Source organism: Flavobacteriaceae bacterium (assembly GCA_003443635.1).
Classification (GTDB): Bacteria; Bacteroidota; Bacteroidia; order Flavobacteriales; family Flavobacteriaceae; genus AU392.
In genome coordinates, this window is the sequence record CP031964.1 from 3,176,351 (window position 1) to 3,197,773 (window position 21,423).

The following is a 21,423-nucleotide window of genomic DNA, read 5'->3' on the forward strand; positions in this document are numbered from 1 at the left end:
TTTTGATTTCGAAAATACTAGTTTAAATCGTCGCCACGCAATGTACGATACTTTTTCCTAGCTTCAACAAAATAGATGCTATCTGCGTGATTAAAAATAATTTGTTCGTAAAGTTCTTTTGCTTTTTCTGGTTTGTTAAACTCCCTTATATATAATTCTGCTAAAGCGTAATATGCATCATCTATTAAGATATCTTCTCTAAAATTTTCAATGATAAATTCGTAGTTTACTTTTGCTTTATTAAATTCTTTCTGTTTTTCGAAAAGCTGTGCTTGAAAATATAAGGTTTGATCTATAATCGTTTCTGTTTTATGATTATCTAATACTTGATCAAGTAAAACAATAGCTTTTTCGGTTTTATTCTGAAATGCTAAAAGATCTGCTTTTGCATATAATTTTAAAGCTGTTTGAGTTGAATCTTCTAATTTATTATCTGAGATTAAAAGTTTTAAATCTAAAGCATCATTTGCGATAAGTTGTGAGGTTGAGGATTTTAATATTTTAAGTTGTGATTCTGCCCATTTAAAATCACCTTTATAATAACTTGTTTGTGCAACTTTAAAACGTGCTTGTTGTGATATTGTACTGTTCTTTAAACTTGTTTGTATTTGACTATAATAAATTAATGCTTCATTAAACTTTTCTTGCAGTACTAAAATATCTCCTAGCTTTAATTTTACTTTTGCTTGTTGAAATTTAGATAATCTCGTTTTTAATGTTTCTTTTAAAAAATTAGATGCTTCTTCGGGCTGGTTTAAATAAAATGCTATAAAATGTCCATAAGATATCTGTAAATCCAAGGTTTGTGATCTTATTCCAAATTCACTTAAAAGTGTTTCATACTTTTTATTAATTATACCATAATCTTCTTCAGATTTAGCATTTTTCACTTCAATATCTAATATACTTTCATGTGCTCTTAATACTGTATTAATATCTACCGCATTTTCAATAATATAATTTAAAACTTGATTTGCTATATCAGTTTCATCTTCTTCAATTGTAATATTCGCCAAATCTAAAATTCCTCGTAAAGTTTCAGGATTTCTTCTAAAAATAGCTTTCTCTTGCGCAAATGCTTTATTATAATCTCGTTGTTGTATAAATAGCCAACTTAGCATTTGATTCCAGATAATATTATCTGGTTGTGTTTGTATTTTTTTAAGTAATGCCCTTCTTAATAATTTATTGTTTTCTCCTTCGCTATTTTCAGAAATAAAATCACTAAAAATCCGCTTAGATTGATTTATATATCCTGTGCTCTTTTCTACAAAATTAATATAGCTCGTAAACATTTTTTCAATCTTACCTTGCTCTCCGTAAATACGTGCTAATTGTATATTAAAATTTGCATCTGGCCTCACACCCATAGCACGTTCATAGGCTTCAGCAGCAAAATCTATTAATGCATGTTCTTCAAATCTTCGTGCAACATAAAATGTATAAGCAGGGTTTTCTTCAACTCTTAAAATAGATAGCTTATAGTTTTCTTCTGCTTTTTCTTGGTTTCCTTTTAATTGATAATTATAGCCTAGTTCTACTAAAAATTGTGGGTCTCTGTTTTTAAGAACTTGTTCTAACAATATAGTTTCTGCAATACTGTACTGCTCTAATTGCTGATGAACTTCAACAATTTTAAGTAAATAGATTGGGTTATTTCTCGATTTATCATATAATTTCTGGTATGATAGTAGTGCTTTTTCAAATTCACCACGATCAAAATAATCTTTAGCTAAAGCTTCTCCTCTATAATCTTTATCAATTATAACTTTTGTTTGAGAAAAACTCAAAAAGCAACCAAAGAATATACTTATAAAAAATAAACCTCTTATAAACCTCATTTTGTAAATATAGTAAATGTGGATTTTAATTATTGTGAATGTTTTTATAAAAAAATGTGCCCGAGCATAGCTCGAGCACAAGCATCTAAAATAAATTTACTATTAACCAAATTTTAGAAAATTAAAATCTAAATGTCCCCTACGGATTTAAGTAAACATATCCTAAAAAGCGTAATTATTGGTGGATGTCCTCCTTTTACAATACTACTTTAACAACTAAAATTATTAAAGTCGCAAGTAAAAAAATGCGTTTGAAATTTTTCATAATGTAGGTCAATTAGTTTGGTGAGGCTAACTTCTACATTATTTTAAATAAAACAAAGAAAAAATGCAAAAACTCGTTAAACAGCATTGATTTTTTGCATTTCATCGATAATTATGTTAAAAAATAGAAGTTTAATCAATGATTTTAAATCCTGTATATGGGATTAAAGCTTCTGGGATTTCTATACCCTTATATGTTTGATAGTTTTCTAAGATCCCAGCTAAAACTCTAGGTAGAGCTAAAGAGCTTCCGTTTAAAGTATGTGCTAATTCACTTTTACCATTACTATTTTTAAAACGCAATTTTAAACGATTTGCCTGAAAAGTTTCAAAATTAGAAACAGAACTAATTTCCAACCAGCGATCTTGCGCTGTAGAAAATACTTCAAAGTCAAACGTTAGTGCTGATGTAAATCCTAAATCTCCTCCACATAATCTTAAAATACGATATGGTAATTTTAATTCTCGAAGAATATTTTTTACATGCTCCACCATTTCATTAAGAGCATTATAAGAACGACTTGGATGCTCTACACGTAAAATTTCAACTTTATCAAATTGATGCAGCCTATTTAACCCTCTCACATGAGCACCATAACTTCCAGCTTCACGACGAAAACACGGTGTATAGCCTGTGATAGCTTTAGGCAACTCTTTTTCGGTTAATAAATTACCTCTAAATAAATTAGTCGCTGGTACTTCTGCCGTCGGAATTAAGTATAAATTATCACCATTACTATTAATATGATACATCTGCCCTTCCTTATCTGGTAATTGACCTGTACCTGTTGCAGAATCTTCATTTACTAAATGAGGTACTTGTACTTCTCTATAGCCTGCTTCTGTATTTTTATCTAAAAAATAATTAATTAATGCACGTTGTAATTTTGCTCCTTTTCCTTTATACACTGGAAATCCTGCACCAGTGATTTTATTCCCTAATTCAAAATCAATAATATCATATTTCTTAGCTAGTTCCCAGTGAGGCAATGCTTTTTCATTTAAAGTTGGTATCTCTCCTTCTCGAAATACTTCTTCATTATCTTCATCTGTATTCCCTGCTGGGACAGATTCGTGAGGTACATTAGGAATTTTATACAGTAAATCTTGTAATCTTTGAACCTTCGTATTTAGTTGCTCAGTTAATAGCTTTGTATCTTCTTTTAATTTACTTGTACGTGATTTTAATTCGTTTGCTTTTTCAACTTCTCTAGATTTAAAGAGTATTCCTATTTCTTTTGAAATAGAATTAGATTCAGATAAGGTATTATCTAGCTCTGTTTGTGTACGTCTACGATCTTCGTCTAAAACAAGAACATCATTAATCATTTGTCCAGCATCAATATTACGTTTTGCTAAACGTTTTACAACTAAATCTTTATTCTCTCTAATAAAAGCAACTTGCAGCATTTGTTGGAATTTTAAGCGACAAATTTAAGGAATTGCGAAGATATTTAATCTTGTTTTGAAAGTAAAATCCAATCACTATGTTTAAAAATATTCCATTTAACACTTGTTAAATCTACTGCTGGATCAATTAACTGTTTAAACTTTTTTCCATTTACTCTTACCCTGCAATTTACATATACTGCAACATCAACTCCTTTAAGAGCAAATTCCTGTTTTAAACGTTGAGAGAATTGCCATATCACATCTGGTTTTGTAGATGCAATATGTTTTTGTTTTCTAGTTAAATAATCATCTAACTTAATAAGAATTACATTATTCGTGTTTTTATCTACCACTTTATAACTAGCATATCCATTTTTTCCTCTAAGCATCATTCGCCAAGACATTCTGTGTGCTTCTTCCGTCCATAGCACATCGTCTTTAATCGTCCAATGCCTAAGTGGCAATAGTATTTGGATGCTAAAATAAATTATTAATAATGTTATAAAGTAGGGTTTGTAATTTGGCACAATTACTTCTGCTTTATCATAAAATTCTTTCTTCTTTAAAAAAATGTTTTTGATAGTTCGTGGTGGATAAAAGAATAAGATAATAGCAATAGACATATATGGAAAGATCCCTATTTGAAATACTATAGAATTAAATAAATGAAAAAATAAGGAAGCAATAAATGCTAATTTTCGAGTTGGTTTCCATAATAATAATGGTACCACCAATAAATCGAAAGTTATACCTAAATAAGCTAAAGCATAATGCACCCATTTTTGCTGAAGCAAATCACCAATTATATAATAATCTTTTCTGGCACGCATTAATAATTCTATGACCGAAGTATCCAACCAATCTGGATACCATTTTGCAACAGATGCGAAAGTATAAACAATCCCCATTTGTAAAATAAAAATAAAGCTACACCATTGTGGCATACTATCTTTTTTAATATCGGGGTTTTGCTTTGCGTCAATAGATAAATATTTATTTGCAGGCAGGATACACATTATTAAACACAATATGATTAACAAATAATAATGATTATTATAAGATGCTTTTTGCATTAAATAAGTACTAGTCCATAATATTGTAAACATAATAATGCTAAATCTATACTTATACCCCAACATTACAAACAAACCAAATATGCCCATAATAAGATAATAAGCATACATCCAATCTCCCGGTAAAGGTTGTAACCACTCAAAACCAATAAACGAAAACGTAAACTCAGGTTCGATTAAAGTTCTTTTAACCCATCCTGTAAAAATGGCACCAACGGCTTCTAAAAAAATTAGTAATCCAAAAATTATTCTAAAAACAATTAGGGCACTGTTATCTATATATTTAAATAAAAATCGACTATTCATTTTTATCATTTACAAATTCTTGAGCTATTATTTTGTCTTTAGCTAATTGAGTTTTAAGAGCATCTATTGATTCAAATTTTTGTTCATTCCTAAGGCGTTCTAAAAATTGAATTTCAATAGTCATATCATATATATCTTTTTTAAAGTTAAAAAAGTTAGCTTCAATAGATTCAAATTCACCATTAACGGTTGGATTAATACCTATGTTTAACATTCCGAAAACCTCTTTATTATCAATTATAGATTTAATAATGTAAGCTCCTCGCTTTGGAATTAATTTATAATTCTCTTTAATTTTAATATTAGCTGTAGGGTATCCTAATTGTCTGCCGATACCTTTCCCTTTTATTACAGTGCCAGACAACATAAAATTATATCCTAAATATGTATTTGCTTTTTTAATATTACCTTCTAACAACGCTTTTCTAATTTTAGTCGAGCTAATTGCTACATCATCAACTTCTTGTACTGTTATTTCTGAAACTTTAAAATTATAATTATCTCCAAAACTTCTTAAATCATTAATATCCGCCGATCTATTTTTTCCAAATCGGTGGTCGTATCCTATAATAATATGATCGATATTTAATTTATTAATCAAAACTTCATTAACAAATTCTGAAGCCGAAAGTTTGGAAAACTCTTCGGTAAACTCTTTTACAACAAGATGGTTTACCCCCAAGTTTTTAAGCAATACAGCTTTCTCTTCAAGCGTATTAATTAATTTTATAGTCTTATCTTTTTGAAGCACCATTCTTGGGTGTGGAAAGAATGTTAAGATTATAGCATCTAGATCATTCTGTTTTGCATCTTCAATTAATTTTGAAATTATTTTTTGATGGCCAATATGCACACCATCAAAAGTACCTATAGTAATAACGGATTTTTTATTCGAGATATACGATCTGTAATCTTTAAGGTTTTGCATTAAATGAATTATTTTCCGTTATAACTATTCATCGTGTTATTAACTCCCGAAAGTCCAAACGATTTTATAATCTCTATGCTTTTATCTAAGCGTTCTGGTAATTTACTGTTTTCATCTTCATTCCATTCTCCCAGCACATAATCAATTTGTCTTCCTTTACTAAAAGTGTCACTAATACCAAATCTAAAACGATTGTATTTCGTGGTATTTAATTTATCTTGGATATCTTTTAATCCATTGTGACCACCATCACTGCCTTTTGTCTTTACTCTCAAGCTTCCAAAAGGTAAATTTAAATCATCTGTAATCACCAGTAAATTTTCTAAAGGAATTTTTTCTTTTTCCATCCAATATTTAACAGCCTTACCACTTAAGTTCATGTAGGTACTTGGTTTAATAAAAATAAAGGTGCGTCCTTTTAACTTATAGGTAGTTTTATCTCCTAGTCTATCTGTCGTAAAAGTTAACTCTTCTTTTAAAGCAAAATACTCTAATATTTTAAATCCTATATTATGCCTTGTATTGACATATTCAGAACCAATATTACCGAGACCTATAATTAAAAACTTTTTCATTGGTGGTATCTCTTCTTGTATTCGTTTTTTATTTAATCCTAAAATGCGCCACAAAGTATTATACATTATAGCGTAAAAATAAAAAAGCATCCTGAATTTACAGAATGCTTTTTATTTTATATACAATAAAATTGTTTATTCTTGAGCTGCTTCAGCTGCTGGTGCTTCTGCTCCTTCTGCTGCTACATCTTCATCTTCGTCTTCATCTTCATCATCTACAGAAACTCTAGAACGCTTCACTTGGCATACTACTGTATTATCTGAGTGTAAAAATCTGTAAGTATCATTTTCTAATTCTGCAAGATATAATTTACTTCCTATTTTTAATGGTGTAATATCTACATCTATAAAATCCGGAAGATTAACAGGCAATGCTTTAACTCTTAATTTACGTCTGTTTTTTCTTAAGTTCCCTCCGTTTAATACACCTCTAGAGTTTCCAGAAAAACGTACTGGAATATCCATTGCGATTTCTTTATCTTCAAATAATTGATAGAAATCTATGTGTAAAATTTTGTCGGTTACCGGGTGAAATTGAATGTCTTGAAGCACAGCATTAAAAGTTTCACCACTTTCTAAGGCAATCACAACGGTATGCGCATTAGGCGTATATACCAATTTAGAGAAAGCCAATTCACTTGCAGAGAAATGTACTGATTGGTCTCCTCCGTATAATACGCAAGGTACCTGTCCAGCATTACGTAAGGCTTTTGTTGACTTCTTGCCTACGCTTTCTCTTTTAGATCCATTGATTGTAATTGATTTCATTGAAAAAATTTATATTAATATTTATTTACATTAAAAACTTTGAGCTTATCGATTTATTCTCGTGAACTTTAGTCATCACTTCAGCAAATAAATCTGAACAGCTTAACACTCTAATCTTATCACTTGGTTGCGATAAGGGGATTGAATCTGTTACGATTAACTCCTCTAACTTAGAGTTATTAATTCTTTCGTAAGCACTTCCAGATAAAATTGGATGTGTACAAATTGCTCTTACACTTAACGCACCTCGTTCCATCATCACATCAGCCGCTTTAGTTAGTGTACCCGCTGTATCTACCATATCATCAACCAAGACTACATTTTTGCCTGTTACATCTCCAATTAGTTCCATATGAGAAATTACATTAGCTTTTTCTCTTTGTTTATAACATATTACTACATCACTTTCTAAAGCTTTAGAGTATGCATAGGCTCGTTTAGAGCCTCCCATATCTGGTGAAGCAATTGTTAAATTATCTAACCCTAAACTTTTTAAATAGGGTAAAAATATTGTTGATGCAAACAAATGGTCTACAGGTTTTTCAAAAAACCCTTGAATTTGATCTGCATGTAAATCCATTGTAATAATACGAGTAGCACCAGCTGTTTCTAACATTTTAGCAATAAGCTTTGCAGCAATAGGTACTCTGGGTTTATCTTTTCTGTCTTGTCTAGCCCATCCAAAATATGGCATTACTGCTGTTATATGTCTTGCAGAGGCACGCTTGGCTGCATCTAACATTAACAGCATTTCCATTAAGTTCTCTGAACTAGGATTTGTAGACCCTATTAAAAATACTCTTGACCCACGGATAGATTCTTCAAACGATGGTTGAAACTCACCATCACTATATTTAGAAGTAATTACATTCCCTAAAGTAACTCCAAAAGATTTGGCTATTTTTTCACCAAGTGCTTTACTTTGTGAGCAAGCAAATATTTTAGCTTCTGGGAATCCGGTAGACATTATATTTTATTGTTTTATAGGCGATTAAACCCTGTTAATTAAAATGAGGTGCAAATTTAGACATTTATTTGAACTGAAAAAGTATAAAAGCCACTTATTTTAACTGTTTAACGTAATTAATTTTATAATTTTGCAATCCAAAATGCTCAAGTGGCGGAATTGGTAGACGCGCTGGATTCAAAATCCAGTTCTTTCGAGAGTGTGGGTTCGATTCCCACCTTGAGTACAAAAGCTTTTATCTTTATTAGATAAGAGCTTTTTTAGTTTTCAAACTATATAAATGTTATTCCTTATATTTTAAAATAAAAATAAAGTTTATGTGTTTAAAGTACTTAATCCAATAATAATGTTACTATTGCAGCTACGATGTCTTGTCTAAAATCTTCATTATAATCACAATTTGCTAATAATACAATTCCCGTTTGATGTTCTGGAAGCATTAATAAAAAACTTCGAAAACCTTTATCCCCTCCAAAATGTCCAATAGCTCGTTTGTCATTTAAATTATATAATTGAAATCCTAAACCAATATTTTTATAATCCTTAAACGATGGTATTATCATTTGTTTTAATTCTGATTTGGTATCTAAATCTCTCAAAATGTTTAACATCCAATAACTTAAATCTTTTGATGAAGCATTTAAAGTACTACTGGGTGCATGTTCTCTAGTATAAGGGTATACTTTTCGAATGTAAATAGAATTGTCAAACCATTTTGAATGTGGGTGTGTAGTTTTACTATTTGGAATAGAAAAATAGTTAAAACTACTAGATTTCATTTTATATGGGTTTAAAACGTAATGTTGTATAACACTTTCAAAAGATTGTTTTGTAACTTCTTCAATCACATAACCTAGAATATCATAACCAAGATTACTATAATTATATTTAGTTGAAGGCGTATGTCTGAGCTTTAATTTAGTACTTAAAACATAACCTTTAAGACTGTTCTTCTCACGATTTTGATTACCCCAATGATAATTATTAATATCAGGTAAGCCAGATGTGTGATTTAATAAACTTTTAATAGTAATAAATTTAACTTGCTCATTAGTATATTTTAAATTAGGAATGATATCTATTAATCTATCATTTAACCTTAACTTATTATTTGCAACCAGTTGCATTATCATTTGTGCGGTAAGTAACTTACTAATAGATGCAGTATGAAACACAGTGTTTTCTGAAATAGTATCTTTTTCAACAATACTTTTTAAACCATAACCTCTTGTGTAAAAAATAGAATCACTTCTTACTATTCCAATAGAGATCCCCGGAATATTGTAGACATTCATTTTAGAAGCTATAATGGAATCTATTTTTGAAACAATTGTATTAGTTGATCCGATTGAAATATTCTGCTGGAAAGGAGTTGTACTAGAGGAACAGCTTATCATAAAAATTAAACCAATAAGAGAGAGTTGTTTTATAAAAGTGCTTTTCATTATTTATAAAGATTTCATATCGTTATAAATCGAGAATTCTTCTTTTTGAATATGTTTTATAAAAACATTCGCAATCTTTTTAACTTCATTTGCGAATTCTCCAAATGTTCTTGCTCTAGCATTTATAGAGGCATCGATAACTAAATTGTAATTAGGAAAAAGCACTAAGAAATTCATTGATCCTTTACTCACACCTCCGTGATTTACCATCCATATTGTAGAACCATTTAAGAGGTGTTCATCATTAAGGTTTAGATACGAACGCCAGCCAACTGCATATTCTTGTTCATTAATTTCTCCTGAAATTAATTTTATAGGCATCCAGAACTCTTTTATAGTGCTCCTATTTATAAAAGTAGAGTCATTAAGATATGCATTCCCCATTTTTACCATATCGGTCGGAGTAGATATAAAGCCACCACCAGCCCATTTATAACTTAAATTCACATCATGTTTGATACCTATGGTTCGATATTCACGATAATACCCATTATCAATATCATAGAATGTTGCAAAATGTTCTGTTTTGGGTTTTGTATGATCAGCGTAAGTATTTTGCATATTTAAAGGTTGAAAAACATATTGATTCATATATTCCAAGAAAGGTTGATGCACTGCTTGCTCCAATACAACGCTAGCTAAATTCACATCAAAGGTTGAATATTTGAATGATGTCCCAGGTTCATATAACATTTTATAGCTATCAAACACTTTTAACCCTTCGGAAGCTGAATTGAATTGATAACAATTGCATAAAGTATACTTAGCAGATTTCATCCCGAAATCTTCATAATTACCAATACCAGCAGTATGACTTAATAATTGTCGCATCGTAAAATCCCATCGTTTTTTCGTCCAATTGCTAATGGTATCTCCAATAATAGCATCTAGGCTAATGAACCCTTTATCAATTGCTCTTGCTACTCCGGTAGCAGTAACAGATTTAGAAGTACTCCCTATACGGTATTGGGTCTTTGGAGTTGCTGGAATTTTTAAATCTAGGTCTTGATAGCCTGTAGCTACAGACCAAATAACCTTTCCATTATGCCCTATTGCAATAGAAAATGATGGCACGTCCAAACGAGATGTAACTCCTTTTAATAATATTTTTGCTTCAGTTATAGAGGTTTTATATTCAGTTCTATTAATCTCCACAGTAATAGGGTCCAATTTTCTATCTGAAAAAGCGGTTAATGTGAAAAAATAATAGATACTCCATAACAACCATAAAGAAAATAGGGTCCCAAAAATTCTTAGAAAGCGACGACTGGTTTTATTCAATTTAATCTTCTTCATCTTTAATACATTTTGATGCAAAGCTGAAGAATATGAATACACCGTTTCTAATAATTCGACGAAACCATTTTAGATAAAGACATATCTTTTTTTAAAGTAGATAAATCTATTTGGTCGACGATTAGACTAAATTTGTCAACATTGGATAAAATCTTGTCGATTAATTTTAGTTTTAGAGGGTGATTATGCTATTTTAGAATCAGGTTTAAATATATTTTGAATAAAAACAAATGCTTTAGAAATCATTTTATATTCTGGGGAGTGTTAATTTCTAGCTTCACACTCATTCAGTTTTTTAAGGATGGTAATGACCAATCATTTTATATTATATTATTTCAAAATATAAAACGTTTGCCTGCGATGATATTAACAGCATATGGGTTTAATGATATATTACTGCCTCGCTTTTATAATCGTAAGAAATATGTTCTGTTTGGGATTTTAACAACCTTATTATTTTATATAGGTAGTGTATTTGACCGTATTGTAAATGTTCATATTTATGAACCATTAACCCGAGAAAAACCATTCCCTCAAGAAAGTATCATTCAAATTTTTAGTGATGTAGACTTTCTTTTTTATTCGTATTTGACTCCTTTATTAATATCTACATTTATAATGACACTAAATCGGGTGATTGAAGAAAAACACCGTATAGAGAAACGAAATATCGAATTGGAAAGAGATCGACGTATATTAGAGTTGCAAATGCTCAAATCTCAAATCAATCCACATTTTTTATTCAATACACTTAATAATTTATATGCGTTAACATTACAGAAATCTGACAAAGCTCCGGAATCTATTGCCAGACTTTCCGATATGTTAGATTATATGTTATACCAATGTAATGATAGATTTGTACCATTACATAAAGAAGTTGAGTTATTGCAAAATTATATCGCTTTAGAACGTTTAAGATATGGAGAAGATATACAAATTGAGTTCAATAATAGTTGTAATGGATTCATACAAATAGCGCCTTTTATTCTTTTGTCTATTGTAGAAAATGCATTTAAACACGGTGCAGGTAATACACTTCAAACGCCTAAAATTCAAATTGATATTTCACAAGATGGAGATATTTTATATTTTAAGGTAAAAAACACTAAAAGCGATTTGAAAATTAATGAGAAAAATAATGGCATAGGAATAATCAATATCAAACAGCAGTTGGATTTATTATATCAAGAGCATACATATCGCATTTTAGAGGAAAGTAACAATTATTCTGTAGATTTAACCATAAATACAACACTTATCAATGATTAGATGTATTGTCGTTGACGATGAACCCTTAGCAAGATCATTAATAGAATCTCATATTAGTGAAGTCCTGTTTTTACAATACTTGGGATCTTTTAAGAATGCCATTTTAGCAGCAGGTTTTTTATCTAAAAATGAAGTCGATCTTATCTTTTTAGATATACACATGCCTAAACTTACAGGGATTGATTTTCTGAAAACATTAGCAAATCCACCTAAAGTTATTTTTACTACAGCATATCGCGAATATGCCATTGAAGGATTCGAATTACAAGTGTTAGATTATTTGCTAAAACCGATAACTTTTGATCGCTTTTTCAAAGCCGTAAATAAGTTAAATATTCCAAATGAGATCACTACAACCTCAAATAAATCTGCTGATACTTATCCGAATCATATATTCATAAGCATCAATAAGAAGCAAATCAAGGTTATTCTTAAAGATATCTATTATATTGAAAGTTTAAGAGATTATCTTAAAATTCATATCAAAGACAAAACCCATGTAGTTAAAGAAAAGATTAGTGACTTTATTGAAACTTTACCTAATGATCAATTTTTGAGATTACACCGGTCTTATATTGTAAATATAGCCCACGTAACAGCATTCACACAACAAGATGTTGAAATAGATACAATTGAGATTCCTATTGGTGGAAAATATAAAGAACATGTACTATCCATATTAAAAAGATAAAAACACTTAAGAATCACAAATTACATTATTCAAGATACTTTTAAGATATCTATAATTATTTAAGAATATATAATGTATGCTTTAGTATAATTTAATATTTGTACATTAAATGAGTCTTTTTATAAGATTCAAAATTTGGTTCGAGAATAGGTCAATGTTCTGTACATAGCTTTCTTTGTTTATTGACATTGGAGGCTTTTTATGTTTAAATGTACGATTAATTACGGTAAATTTCTCTCTAGCTATTTTTTTATTGAATTATAAGCTTGACCGGCTATGAGTAGTTGCATTTTTAAAGTTACATTTTTTCCGCTGTACTTAGTGATATTTATTTTTATATAAATAGTTGCCTAAGATGGAAAGCCTAGCATATCTCTCATTAATAATATAAGTAATGTTATCTTCTAGAAAGACACATTCTGTAAAACTATCAAAAGCAGTGAGAACACCTCTGTTATTACTATTAAACACTAAACCACAATTATTTTTATACGGTGTTACCACACGTTTTTTATTCCTTTTTTTTCAATTCAGATGTTTTCACAACAATTGTATTTCCCCAAATATCTCCTAATCGTTGATTTTTATCCGTTTTTTTTATTGTTATAATTCCGATTAGTCCAAAAAAGAGCAAATCGATTGGGTCAAGTAAATGTCTTTTCAAAGATTGTTCGAAAGTCAATTTTTCATCTGTTCCGCTAAAAGTTGAGTTATCATTTGATCTACAGATTGATATAGGTTTTAGATCAACTAAAGAATTTCCAAGTGTTGCTCCGAACCATTGTTCAAGTCCGATTGTCATTATTCCCCAAAATAGAATTGGTCCTAATACAGGTAATCCATTTAAGTATAATTCTCCTTCAGAATCTGGCTCTCCAAATGCAAGCAGAAAAATAAAGTAGAAAATACAGATGATTAAATAGTCAACAATTCCTGCCAAAATCCGTTTTCCAATATTAGGAACTGTTTTCAATTCAGTTGGTAAGTTTATTTCGTTCATAGTTGTTTCTCAAATGTGCGGTAAAGGTTTATAAATTTCTTTTTTTACGGGGTGTACTTGTGCTCCTGTATGGACATCTCATTTATTTTTTGATTTAGCTCTCTGAGCTCATTGATTTTAATAATCAGTTCGGTCTTTAACTTAACTAGATTTTCATTTTCAAAAACACAGTCATCTTATAAATCAATCATTTCATTTGTTTTTCTTCTCACTTTCAAAATACATAAGGCAAAAAAATATTTATTGAGTTTACCATCTACCAATTGAAAAAGTTTTCTTAGGCATTTTTGTAAAATCATTATTCATTATATTTTTCATTATTTGTTTTCCTGCTTCGTCAGCAGGCAAAAATACTTTCACAGGAATACCAAACACAGTTTGGTAAGTGATACGGTTAGATAGAATGATTATTGTGATTTGCTTTTCGGGATACATTGCTACATGAGAATTGCCTCCAGACCCCCCACCACTATGGGTGATTATTTTACCGTAATCTGTAGAACCTACTCCCCATCCATAGCGATTCTTGAATACTCTTTCTTTAATTTCTGAACTGAAAAAATTGCCAGTAATAGTATTTGTCCATTTTAGCATATTGTCTGTTGTAGATAATATACCTCCATTACCTAAAGTACCTCCATATAAAATAGAAGCATTAAGAGAGGTATAATTAGTTTTGGTATTATTTAAATATCCAGTGTAATATAAGTTCTCTGATAGATAATTGTCGCCATAAAAACCTGATGAATTCATACTTAGCTTTGAAAAGATATTGTCTCTCACATAAGAATGATAACTTTGATTGGTAATTTTCTCAATTATGAGTGCTAAGACAGCATAACCTGCATTAGAATATTCATGTTTTTTCCCTGGTTGAGCCACAAGTTTACTACTTAATATTTTTTGTAATGCCTGTTCTTTGGTTAGAGCATCAAAGTCATCAGCAAAGTAATCGGGAAGTCCTGATCTATGTTTCAGTAATTGATGAATAGTAATGGCTTGTTTGTCTGCGGGAACATTTTGAAAAAAATCGGTAATTTTTTGTTCTGTATCTAGTACATTTTGCTCAACTAATTTCATTATCGCTGCTGCAGTAAATGGTTTGGTTATAGACCCAATGTCCAAAATGGTCTCGGATTTCATTGATAATTGTCTTTCATCCGATGCACTTCCGTAGCCCTTATTAATTAAAACGTTCCCTTTCCTAGAAATTAAAACAACTCCGTGAAAATTTTTCTCCTCGGTCAGATAGGTAAAGTATTTGTCCACTTTATCTTCAAGTGGTAAGTTCTCATCAAGTACAAAATGAGTTCCACAAGAAGTTAAAGTTAGCAGTAAAAGAGAATAAATGATTGAATACAATTTCATGTTTTTTCTGTTTGTTTTTATGTTTTTTCTGCCTGTTAATTTTTCGTATTGTCAGTCATTATAAGTAGAGACGTAAAATTGTATGAGATAGTTGCCTCAACCTTCAATAATTTGTTTTTCTAATTTGTGGCTAACGGCCTTGTATATGAAAAGTAGTGGATTTAGGCACTACTTTTTCAATTTACGACTGGCCTTATTTTATTGTTTATCTTCTGATTAAGCACTTAAATCGTTATTTTTCCAGCCATTATAATTTGAAAATGTCACATAATCCCAACCTGTTTCATATTCCAATTCCTTATTGATTCTTTATTTCATAGACTTATTCTGCGATATATAATAACAGTTCAAAGTTCATATTTTTCGGCATTTCATTTGGCTTTTTAAAACGAACAGAAATATATACTCATGTAGCGAGGAACAGTTTTGATGTTATTAAAAACCTTTTAGACGCGTAAGAATTTTTGTATATTTGAGTGTATATATAATAGGGATATATACACCAGTAAACATATCCCTACGTTGTGCATAATATGAAAAAACCATTTTCGCCAATATTGATAATTCTGTTTTTACTGATTTTAAGTTCTTGCGGAACAAATTACTCAACGTCTGAATTGGAATCGAATTTTACGAATGACCAAATTTCTGACTTAACTAAAATTGTTGAGTTCTTTAAGGGAAATGTTTGTGCTAATAAAAATGCTGATTTAAACTCTTGTTACAAACAAGTGAACCACGATTCCATGCAAGCAAACGGAACTGGAATTTGGACAAAAATGGATTTTAATGATCAAACAAAACTTTACGAAAGAATATCTGAATCAACTTTCAACGAAATATGGATGTTTTGCGAATCAACATTTTATCCGAGTAAAATAAAAGCAAAAAGCCTTTGTGCTGTAGCTACTGGAAAATACCAAAAATATCTATCTGATTTAGGAAAAACTAATCCAAGAATTGCAAAATACGCTGAAAGAATCGAAGCTTCTGGAGATTTTAATGGTTTGGATTTACAATATCAAGAAATCCTTAATGATAACAACGCATTTGATTTAAATAACCCAAATATTCAGTTGATTTTAGCAATACATTATTTATCAATTAATGATCAAGTTACAAGGAATAAAGATTTGATTGAATTACCAAAAGAACCAAAATTTGAATAAAATACTATGTATAACAACGTGTATTGTTCACAATACAGCGTTAAACCAAATTGAATCTCCTACATTTTTATAACTATCACCTTTGCGGACTTACGCTTAGAACTGTACACAACTTCTGCAAAATGCAATTTGATTCTGTTTCTTGAACTCTCAAGACAATTAATTTGACAAAGCACGATTGCCATGCAATCTCTTTGATAACCAATAATTTGAGACCCTTAACTTTACATTTAGTCATATTCTCAAATTATTGTTATTCAAATTTAGTATCTTTTCATTCGCAATACAGAATTGCGTGAAGCGCTGTGCTAGGCACAATTAACAAATAAAATCAATATCTAAAGTTTTAATACAGCTTTATGTTACAAATCATCGATTTAAATTCAAAATCCAAATATTTTATAAACATAGATAGATAGTTAAATAAATGGAAATTACACCAAAAAAAGGCTTTAAAGGTTTCATTGAAAATTGGCAAAGTGATTTAATTGCTGCGGTAAGTGTCGCCCTCATTGCTTTACCCCTTTCATTAGGTATTGCTTTGGCAGCCGGTGCACCCGCAATGTCAGGTATCCTTTCCGCAATTATTGGCGGTGTTGTAACAACTCTTTATCGAGGTGGTCACATATCGGTCAACGGACCTGCCAAAGGAGTTATTGCTGTCATACTTTTGGGTATTGTACTGATGGATGATGGTTCTGGGCAAGCATTTAATTATGTATTGGCAGCAGTGGTTGTTTCGGGTGCACTTCAAGTATTATTGGGATTATTGAAATTGGGGCGATTAGCAGATATATTTCATTCTTCCGTGATTCATGGTATTTTGGCAGCCATCGGAATTATCATCTTCGCAAAACAAATTCATGTTGCCTTAGGTACGCATTCAGATAGTCCGAGTATTATCCAAAACCTTATCGATGCGGTTGTATACTTACCTCAAGCCAATCCTTTTGTGGTAATTATTGCTTTGGTTGGCTTACTTTTATTATTGTTTCATTCCAAAATCAGTTATAAGTTTTTTCATATTTTACCTGCACCAATGTGGGTTATTGCTCTTTCCATTCCATTTGTTTATGTTTTCAATTTCTTCGACCAACATACGCTTTCATTCTTTGGAAAGGCATACGAAGTAGGACCTAATCTACTGTTGGATATTCCCAATAATATTATGGATTCAATAATGCATCCTAATTTTAGTAAAATTAATACCATTGAATTCTGGACAACCGTAGTATCCATTTTAATCATAACAAGTATTGAATCATTAGCCATTGCAAAAGCTGTTGACAAAATTGACCCTTATAAACGAAAAACGGATTTGAATAAGGATTTAACAGGTATTGGAGTGAGTACAATGGTAGCTGGCATGATTGGAGGTTTACCTATTATTGCTGTGATTATTAGAAGTACGGTCAATATTCATAATGGTGCCAAGACAAAGTGGTCCAATATGTATCAAGGACTTATATTATTAATTTTTATTGTGGTTTTAAGTCCAATAATGAGGCAAGTACCGCTATGTGCATTTGCAATTTTACTAGTTTATACAGGGTTTAAATTAGCTTCGCCTGCCGTCTTTAAACAAATTTATAATCAAGGAATCGAGCAATTAATATTCTTTGTTAGTACTATGGTTTTAACGCTTTACACTAATTTATTAATTGGATTACTTGGTGGATTATTATTGGCCATGTTTAGTCATATGCTACTGGCAAAGATGTCCATACCTCAATTTTTTAAAATGGTTTATCGATCGGGTTCAAATTTGGTTATAAAACCAGATGGCAGCTATGATATAAAAGTGAAAGGGATTGCAAATTTTTTAGGCATCTTAAAAATCGATAAAATGGTAGCTCAAATTCCTTCTGGAGCAGACGTGAATATTGATTTATCGGAAACAAGATTGGTAGGCATTACTTATATGGATTATATAGTAGATTATCTAAAGATACAAAAGAATACAGGTGGTAATGTCATAATTAACGGACTGGATTCTCATGTTTCATCCTCTACCTATAACAGAGCTTTAAAAATTGCTTTAAATAATCAAGTAGAAAAATTATCAGCAAGGCAAAATCGATTACAAAATTTAGCCAATGAAAAAGATTATCAATACACGAGTCAAGTAGATTGGAATACTACCTATCTAAAGAAATTTCACTTTTTTGAAATTAGACCTATCGAACGCAAATCTAATTGTCTCAAAGGAATATTTAAAGATTTAAATGTGCCTTGGGAAATTGCTGACGTAACTTTTAGTGAAGGGGCAGCTTTTACGGCGGAAACCTTTAATACTACACTGATGGTTTTAAAACTGCCTAAAAAAATACCCATTTTCACAATGGAAAAAGAAGGAGTATTTGACAAAATAATTGACCGTGTGAGAGCATATACAGGCTATAAAGATGTTGATTTTGAGATGTATCCCGATTTTTCCAGAAAATTTCTCCTTATGGGAAATAAGGAAGCAGAAATTAGATTATTTTTTACAGATGAAATCATTCGTTTTTTCGAAAGTCATCAGATTTATCATTTAGAAAGTAATGGTGAAGCACTAGTTATTTTTGATAAAATTAAATTGGCAAGGACAGATGAAACCATTGCGTTTATAGATTATGGTAAAGAATTAGCTACGCTATTGGATTTAATAGATTAGTAACAAAATAAAAAACAGCACCCAATAATGGCTATAAGTAATTGCTTCGCAACGAAATGATAGTCTACCGTTGTGAACAATTAAAAATTAATAGATTGACAAGAATGTCATAAAAATGTCACAAACAAACCGTTATCAAAAAGATAAATTCATAAGTAGTTTTGTCAAAAAAATAAACTAAAATTAATTATGAACGAAATCGGAAAAAAAATTAGAGATATAAGAAAGAAAAAAGGATTATCTCAAGAAGAGTTAGCTGAATCTGCAAAAGTGAATTTAAGAACAATTCAGCGAATTGAAAATAATGACAGTGAACCTCGTGGAAAAACTCTGAATTTAATTTGTGAAGTTCTTGACATAAATGCAGAAAACATTCTAGGTTATGGAAAACAAGAGGACAAAAGTTATCTAATAATCTTTCATCTTTCAGTAATAGTATTTTTAGCAATTCCAGTTGGAAACATAATTCTTCCTTTGATTTTATGGGTTAACAAAAAAGACAAAGTAATCGGATTAAAAGAAATTGGAGCAAATCTTTTAAATTTTCAAATAATCTGGTCAATATTAGCTTTTATTTCAATAAGTACTTTTGCGTTGTTTAAAATAATGCATTATGGAACTTATAAAATTCTGTTTTATGTGTTTATTGGACTTTACACTTTGAATATAATATTACCGATATTGTTTGCTATTAAAACCAATAAAGGAAAAACTGAAAAACTTTACCCAAGTATAATAAAACTGATAAAATAACTAGTGACAACACTGTATATAATTTATCACTAGTGTTCTTTAATTTCCAAAAAATGTTTCTCTTTAATTACCTGATCTACAGGTATATTTTCAATTTTACATTTTAACCAGGAGAGAATATCTAAATACAAAAATGCACGTCTTTCGTAAGGATCTTCTTCATAAGGCTTTAGTTTTTCGTATAGACTTGCGAATTGTTTTTTTAATTGATGTGGATAAACATCTCCTAAATTTCTTAAAAATATTATTATCTCTTTTTGCACTTCATATAAATCTTTCATTTTTATTAAAAACTTATATGTACTCTTAATAAGTAGTTCTAAATTATAATCTAATCCAGCTTCATAATGAGCTATTAAGTTAAGTATTCTAGAAAAACATAATAGATCTTCACGCATTGAAAGAGATTTATTAGAGGTAATCTTTTCTAGGTATAAAATACATTTTCTATACTCTCCAGCTCCAAAATACAAACAAGCAATTTTATAATAAAATACCATAATATGATGCTCGTCAATTCTATTTTTATGTTTTTTTAAGCCTTCTAAAACTTCATCAACAAAAGCTAAACCTTCTTTAAAAGAACCTTTCATAAAATATAGATTAAACTTATTAGTATAAGTATATAAAAAAGTAAGGCTTACTATATTTTCGTTTTTTGGAAATTCTTTTTCTTTAGAAAAATTCTCAAGATTAATTAATGCTTGTTTAAATTTATAATATTGTCTGTTAAAAAATAAAGCTTCTAGCAAATAGTGATTCCCTTTTAGAAAAAAAACAGGATTAATAGCAATCATATTTTTATTGTCATAAAACAAATTAACCCATTTAGACGAATATTTATAACATGCTAAAAAATCTTGAGTTAAAAAACTATACCATAAATAAGATTGATAGAGCCATAATTTTTCTCTAAACTCTAACTCCTTAATATTATATTCTGGGAGGTTGTCATTAAAATAATCTCTAACTTGCTGATGTTCTTCTTTATTTTTAACATACCCTGTTTTTAAAAACATTCCGTATAATTGAAGTGATAAATTTGACAATTTACTCGTTAAAACGTTTTTCTCACTAAACTCTTTTGCTTGTGTTATTAATTCATTAGCTCTACCACTTATGCTCCTAGTAATGTATTGTGATTCTATTACTTTTTCTAATTCAACAATCTCATAAGCTAAATTTTTCTCTTGATTTAAAATAGCTACTTCTTTCGATTTCCCTAAGATTTTCAAACTCTGCTTATACAAACCTTTGTGATACAATATTGAGGCGAAATCCAATTGCTCTCTAATTTGGGATCTTACATTTTGATGTAATGGATTAAGTTTTAAACTAATAAGGATTTGCTTGTATAAGTGAACTTTTACATTTGCGAGTTGTTGTTTTTTGACAATTCCTTTTTTTAAAATTTCTGTTTCATTATACGTTAAAGATTTTTCTAGAAAATTAAATAAATTTAAAAATTTAGAGTCCGAATTAATATCTAAACGACCTACGTAAAGCTTGAATTGTCTTTTTTCAGATTTAGTAAGTGACTTTATTAATAAAAATAAATTATCTTTTTGGTATTTAGTCATCAAATAAAATTAAAGTTAATCAATTACTAATCAATTGTTTGAGTTGTTTTTTTCAATTTGAACATCGTACAATCAGTTC

At 29.9% G+C, this 21,423-nt stretch carries 17 protein-coding genes and 1 tRNA gene; 6 read left to right on the plus strand and 12 right to left on the minus strand.

The features are described 5' to 3' along the window. Positions 1–17: 17 nt before the first annotated feature. The 7 genes from D1817_14605 to D1817_14635 form a co-directional block, all read right to left on the minus strand. Complete coding sequence (locus D1817_14605) at positions 18–1,841, minus strand: hypothetical protein (GenBank protein ID AXT21056.1); 1,824 nt, start codon at positions 1,839–1,841, stop codon at positions 18–20. Positions 1,842–2,237: 396 nt separating this feature from the next. Beyond that, entirely contained in the window at positions 2,238–3,515 is a 1,278-nt protein-coding gene (locus D1817_14610) for a serine--tRNA ligase (protein AXT21057.1), read from the minus strand. Between the two features lie 44 nt (positions 3,516–3,559). Next, positions 3,560–4,876 (minus strand): hypothetical protein, encoded by a 1,317-nt coding sequence (locus D1817_14615; GenBank protein ID AXT21302.1) that lies wholly within the window; start codon positions 4,874–4,876, stop codon positions 3,560–3,562. Beyond that, complete coding sequence (locus D1817_14620; GenBank protein AXT21058.1) at positions 4,869–5,804, minus strand: bifunctional riboflavin kinase/FAD synthetase; 936 nt, start codon at positions 5,802–5,804, stop codon at positions 4,869–4,871. Before D1817_14620 ends, D1817_14615 begins: the two co-directional genes overlap by 8 nt. Before the next feature lie 8 nt (positions 5,805–5,812). Beyond that, positions 5,813–6,379, minus strand: a complete 567-nt coding sequence (locus D1817_14625; GenBank protein AXT21303.1) for an aminoacyl-tRNA hydrolase — start codon at positions 6,377–6,379, stop codon at positions 5,813–5,815. A gap of 135 nt (positions 6,380–6,514) precedes the next feature. Next, positions 6,515–7,147, minus strand: a complete 633-nt coding sequence (locus tag D1817_14630) for a 50S ribosomal protein L25/general stress protein Ctc (GenBank protein ID AXT21059.1) — start codon at positions 7,145–7,147, stop codon at positions 6,515–6,517. Positions 7,148–7,172: 25 nt separating this feature from the next. Then, entirely contained in the window at positions 7,173–8,114 is a 942-nt protein-coding gene (locus D1817_14635; GenBank protein AXT21060.1) for a ribose-phosphate pyrophosphokinase, read from the minus strand. A 144-nt stretch (positions 8,115–8,258) separates the two neighbouring features. Here D1817_14635 and D1817_14640 point away from each other — a divergent pair. After that, positions 8,259–8,343: transfer RNA gene (locus tag D1817_14640), tRNA-Leu, on the plus strand. A gap of 103 nt (positions 8,344–8,446) precedes the next feature. Here D1817_14640 and D1817_14645 read toward each other — a convergent pair. Together D1817_14645 and D1817_14650 are read right to left on the minus strand one after the other, a co-directional pair. After that, a complete protein-coding gene (locus tag D1817_14645) occupies positions 8,447–9,559 on the minus strand; it encodes a class A beta-lactamase-related serine hydrolase (protein ID AXT21061.1) in 1,113 nt (370 codons plus the stop codon). A gap of 3 nt (positions 9,560–9,562) precedes the next feature. Continuing rightward, the gene (locus D1817_14650) at positions 9,563–10,855 is read right to left on the minus strand and encodes a class C beta-lactamase-related serine hydrolase (protein ID AXT21062.1); all 1,293 of its coding nucleotides are present in this window, start codon (positions 10,853–10,855) and stop codon (positions 9,563–9,565) included. Between the two features lie 360 nt (positions 10,856–11,215). Between D1817_14650 and D1817_14655 the strand changes: the two genes are divergently transcribed. Together D1817_14655 and D1817_14660 are read left to right on the plus strand one after the other, a co-directional pair. Continuing rightward, a complete protein-coding gene (locus D1817_14655; protein AXT21063.1) occupies positions 11,216–12,127 on the plus strand; it encodes a histidine kinase in 912 nt (303 codons plus the stop codon). After that, positions 12,120–12,818, plus strand: coding sequence for a DNA-binding response regulator (locus tag D1817_14660; protein AXT21064.1), 699 nt, complete (start codon positions 12,120–12,122; stop codon positions 12,816–12,818). The genes D1817_14655 and D1817_14660 overlap by 8 nt, the downstream gene beginning before the upstream one ends. Before the next feature lie 511 nt (positions 12,819–13,329). On the opposite strand, the gene D1817_14665 is transcribed toward D1817_14660, so the two are convergent. Next, entirely contained in the window at positions 13,330–13,818 is a 489-nt protein-coding gene (locus D1817_14665) for an RDD family protein (protein ID AXT21065.1), read from the minus strand. Positions 13,819–14,067: 249 nt separating this feature from the next. Continuing rightward, the gene (locus D1817_14670) at positions 14,068–15,186 is read right to left on the minus strand and encodes a class A beta-lactamase-related serine hydrolase (protein AXT21066.1); all 1,119 of its coding nucleotides are present in this window, start codon (positions 15,184–15,186) and stop codon (positions 14,068–14,070) included. 617 nt (positions 15,187–15,803) lie between these two features. On the opposite strand from D1817_14670, the gene D1817_14675 reads away from it, so the two are divergent. From D1817_14675 to D1817_14685, 3 genes are all read left to right on the plus strand, one after another. After that, entirely contained in the window at positions 15,804–16,355 is a 552-nt protein-coding gene (locus D1817_14675; GenBank protein AXT21067.1) for a hypothetical protein, read from the plus strand. 427 nt (positions 16,356–16,782) lie between these two features. Then, on the plus strand, positions 16,783–19,011 hold the full coding sequence (locus tag D1817_14680; GenBank protein AXT21068.1) for a SulP family inorganic anion transporter: 2,229 nt from the start codon (positions 16,783–16,785) through the stop codon (positions 19,009–19,011). 189 nt (positions 19,012–19,200) lie between these two features. Next, positions 19,201–19,764 carry a helix-turn-helix domain-containing protein gene (locus D1817_14685; protein AXT21069.1) on the plus strand — a complete coding sequence of 188 codons (564 nt, stop codon included), beginning with the start codon at positions 19,201–19,203 and terminating at the stop codon, positions 19,762–19,764. Between the two features lie 29 nt (positions 19,765–19,793). Here D1817_14685 and D1817_14690 read toward each other — a convergent pair whose 3' ends face one another. Next, positions 19,794–21,344, minus strand: coding sequence for a hypothetical protein (locus tag D1817_14690; GenBank protein AXT21070.1), 1,551 nt, complete (start codon positions 21,342–21,344; stop codon positions 19,794–19,796). Positions 21,345–21,423: the final 79 nt, after the last annotated feature.